Origin of the sequence: Nocardioides sp. (assembly GCF_024509035.1) — a bacterium.
Lineage (GTDB): Bacteria > Actinomycetota > Actinomycetes > Propionibacteriales > Nocardioidaceae > Nocardioides.
Map to the genome: position 1 here is coordinate 1 of NZ_JANINT010000228.1, position 3,315 is coordinate 3,315.

Genomic DNA, 3,315 nt, shown 5'->3' on the forward strand with positions numbered 1-3,315 from the left:
CCCCGGAGACGGCGCCCGACGCCGCCGCCCCCGTGGTGGCCGCCACCGCTCCGGCCGAGCCGTCCGCCGACCCGGCCACGGAGCCGGCACCGGAGGCCGCGCTCGGGCGACGCAAGACCCAGGCGGGGCGCCAGGACCGGATCGAGGAGATCAAGGGCAGCGTGCACGCCGAGCTGCTCCAGCAGCTCGGGCCCCAGCTGTACGCCGCCGAGATGGACCAGGACGACCTCGACCAGCGGGTGCGGGCCGTGCTCGCCGACGTCCTCGGCGCCCAGGACCGGCCGCTCAGCCACAGCGACCGGGCCCGGGTCACCCAGGAGATCACCGACGACATCCTCGGCTACGGCCCGATCGAGCCGTTCCTGCGCGACCCGACGGTCTCGGAGGTGATGGTCAACGGCGCGCACAGCATCTGGATCGAGCGCGACGGGCGGCTGGAGCCCACCGCCGCCCGCTTCGTCGACGAGGCCCACCTGCGCCGAGTGATCGACAAGATCGTGTCGCGCATCGGCCGGCGCGTCGACGAGTCGAGCCCGATGGTCGACGCCCGCCTGCCCGACGGCAGCCGCGTCAACGCGGTCATCCCCCCGCTCGCGATCGACGGGTCCGCCCTGACGATCCGCAAGTTCGCGACCACGCCCCTGACCGCCGACGACCTGGTGCGGTTCGGCACGCTGAGCGACCAGGCGCGGGACTTCCTGGCTGCGTGCGTCCGCGGCCGGCTCAACGTGATCGTCTCGGGCAGCACCGGCGCCGGCAAGACGACCACCCTCAACGTGCTCTCCTCCTTCATCCCGGCCGACGAGCGGATCGTCACCATCGAGGACGCCGCCGAGCTGCAGCTCGAGCAGGAGCACGTCGTCCGCCTCGAGTCGCGCCCCGCCAACATCGAGGGCAAGGGCGGCGTCGACACCCGGGACCTGGTGCGCAACGCACTGCGCATGCGCCCCGACCGGATCGTCGTCGGCGAGGTCCGCGACGCCTCGGCGCTCGACATGCTGCAGGCGATGAACACCGGCCACGACGGGTCGATCTGCACCGTGCACTCCAACGGACCCCGCGACACCCTCGCACGCATCGAGACGATGGTGCTGATGGCGGGCATGGACCTGCCGGTGCGCGCGATCCGTGAGCAGATGGCCTCGGCCCTCGACCTCATCGTCCACCAGACCCGCTTCAAGGACGGCACCCGCAGGATCACCCACGTCACCGAGGTCGAGCGCATGGAGGGCGACGTCGTCACCCTCCAGGACATCTTCGTCTTCGACCAGAGCCCCGGCTTCGACGCCGATGGGCGCTCGCTCGGCGGCCTGGTCGCGACCGGGCTGCGCCCCAAGCTGCTCGACAAGCTCGCCGGTGCCAACGTGACCGTCGACCCGGCCCTGTTCATGGCTGGCCGACGATGACGTGGCTCCTGGTCGTCGGCGCCGCAGCGATCGGGCTCGGGCTGCTCGCTGTGCTGGTGCTGCTCGCCTCCCCCGCGCCGAGGACCGAGATGACCCCGGCCGAGCGAGTGACGGCGTACGTCGGGGGCGGTGGGCCGATCGCGACCTCGGCCGTCGACCGTCCCGACCCGCTCGCCCAGGCCACCGACGCCGCCTCGCAGGTGCTCCACCGCAACCGCGGTCTCGAGGAGCGCATCCGGCACCGGCTCGACGGCGCCGGCAGTCGGCTCGAGCCCGCCGAGTGGCTGCTCGTGCACACGGCGGTGCTGGTCGCGACCGGGCTGACCGGCCTCCTCCTCGGCACCGGCAGCGTCGCCGTCTTCGCGCTGTTCCTCGTCGTCGGCGCGCTCGGCCCCTGGCTCTACCTCGGCCTGCGCCGCGGTCGGCGCGTCGCGGCCTTCGGCGCGGCCGTGCCGGAGACGCTGCAGCTGATGTCGGGCTCGCTGGCCGCGGGGCTCTCGCTCGCCCAGTCCGCCGAGACCGTCGGTCGGGAGGGCCCGGATCCCGTGGCGGCGGAGTTCCGCCGGGCACTGGTCGAGACGCGGCTGGGGATGCCGCTGGAGGACGCCCTCGAGGCCGTGGCGAAGCGGTTCGACAGCGCCGACCTGGCCTGGGCCGTGATGGCGATCCGGATCCAGCGTCAGGTGGGTGGCAACCTCGCCGAGCTGCTCGACACGGTCGCGGCGACGATGCGCGAGCGCGAGTACGTGCGCCGCCAGGTCTCCGCGCTGTCCGCGGAGGGGCGCCTCTCGGCGTGGGTGCTCGGCGCGCTGCCGCCGCTGTTCATGCTCTACCTGCTGCTCACCAGCCGCGACTACCTGATGCCGCTCTTCGAGGACCCCCGCGGCATCGTGATGCTCCTCGGCGGCGCCCTCTGGCTGGCGGTGGGCGTGTTCTGGATGAGCCGCCTGGTCAAGGTGGAGGTCTGAGATGCCTCTCGTGCTGGGTGTCCTCCTGCTTGCGGTCGCGGTGCTCCTGCTCGCGCTCGCGGTGGGCGGCTCCCGCGAGAGCCACGGCGTGGCCCGCTCGCTCGAGCTCGTGCAGGCCTCCTCGGCCACGCCCGAGGTCGTGGCGGCCGAGGTGGAGACCTCGTTCGGCGAGCGGGTGCTCGACCCGCTCCGCGGCCGGCTGCTCGGCCTCGGGCGCCGGGTCGCCGGTCGTGACGCTCCCGAGCGGGTCCGCCACAAGCTCGACCTCGCCGGCAACCCCGCCGGCTGGACCGTCGACCGCTACCTGACCGGCACCGTCCTCGGCGCCGTCGGCGGGCTGGTCGTCGCGGCGCTCGTCGCGCTCCTGGTCGAGCCCGCGGTCCCGATCATCGTGCTGCTGCTCGTGGCCGGGCTCGTCGCCGGGTTCTTCGCGCCGGCGATGTACCTCTACCAGGTGGGCTACGACCGGGCCGAACGCATCCGGCGCGAGCTCCCCGACGCGATCGACCTGCTCACGATCAGCGTCGAGGCGGGCCTCGGCTTCGACGCCGCCGTGCAGCAGGTGGCCCGCAACACCACGGGCCCGCTCGCCGACGAGCTGGCCCGGGTGCTCCGCGAGATGCAGCTGGGACAGAGCCGCTCGGCGTCGCTGCGCTCGCTGGCCGCCCGGACCACCGTGCCCGAGCTGCGCACGTTCGTCGGGGCGATGGTGCAGGCCGACTCCCTCGGCATCCCCATCGCCCAGGTGCTGCGCGTCCAGTCGCGCGAGATCCGGGTCAAGCGCCGCCAGCACGCCGAAGAGCGCGCCCAGAAGGTCCCGGTCAAGATCACGGTGCCCTTGATCTTCTGCATCCTGCCCTGCCTCTTCGTGGTCGTCCTGGGCCCCGCGGCCCTGAGCATCATGGACACGTTCTGATGGGCGCCCGCGCGGTCCGGTCGCG

3 protein-coding genes are annotated in these 3,315 nt (G+C 73.4%); all 3 read left to right on the forward strand.

The annotated features are described in order from the left end of the window. A partial coding sequence (locus Q0L15_RS16025; protein ID WP_366939585.1) for a CpaF family protein occupies window positions 1-1,406 on the forward strand: 1,406 nt, incomplete at its 5' end. Then, window positions 1,403-2,374 carry a type II secretion system F family protein gene (locus Q0L15_RS16030; RefSeq protein WP_296605451.1) on the forward strand — a complete coding sequence of 324 codons (972 nt, stop codon included), beginning with the start codon at window positions 1,403-1,405 and terminating at the stop codon, window positions 2,372-2,374. The genes Q0L15_RS16025 and Q0L15_RS16030, both read left to right, overlap by 4 nt. Window position 2,375: 1 nt before the next feature. Beyond that, on the forward strand, window positions 2,376-3,290 hold the full coding sequence (locus Q0L15_RS16035) for a type II secretion system F family protein (RefSeq protein WP_296605452.1): 915 nt from the start codon (window positions 2,376-2,378) through the stop codon (window positions 3,288-3,290). The last annotated feature ends 25 nt before the right edge of the window (window positions 3,291-3,315 follow it).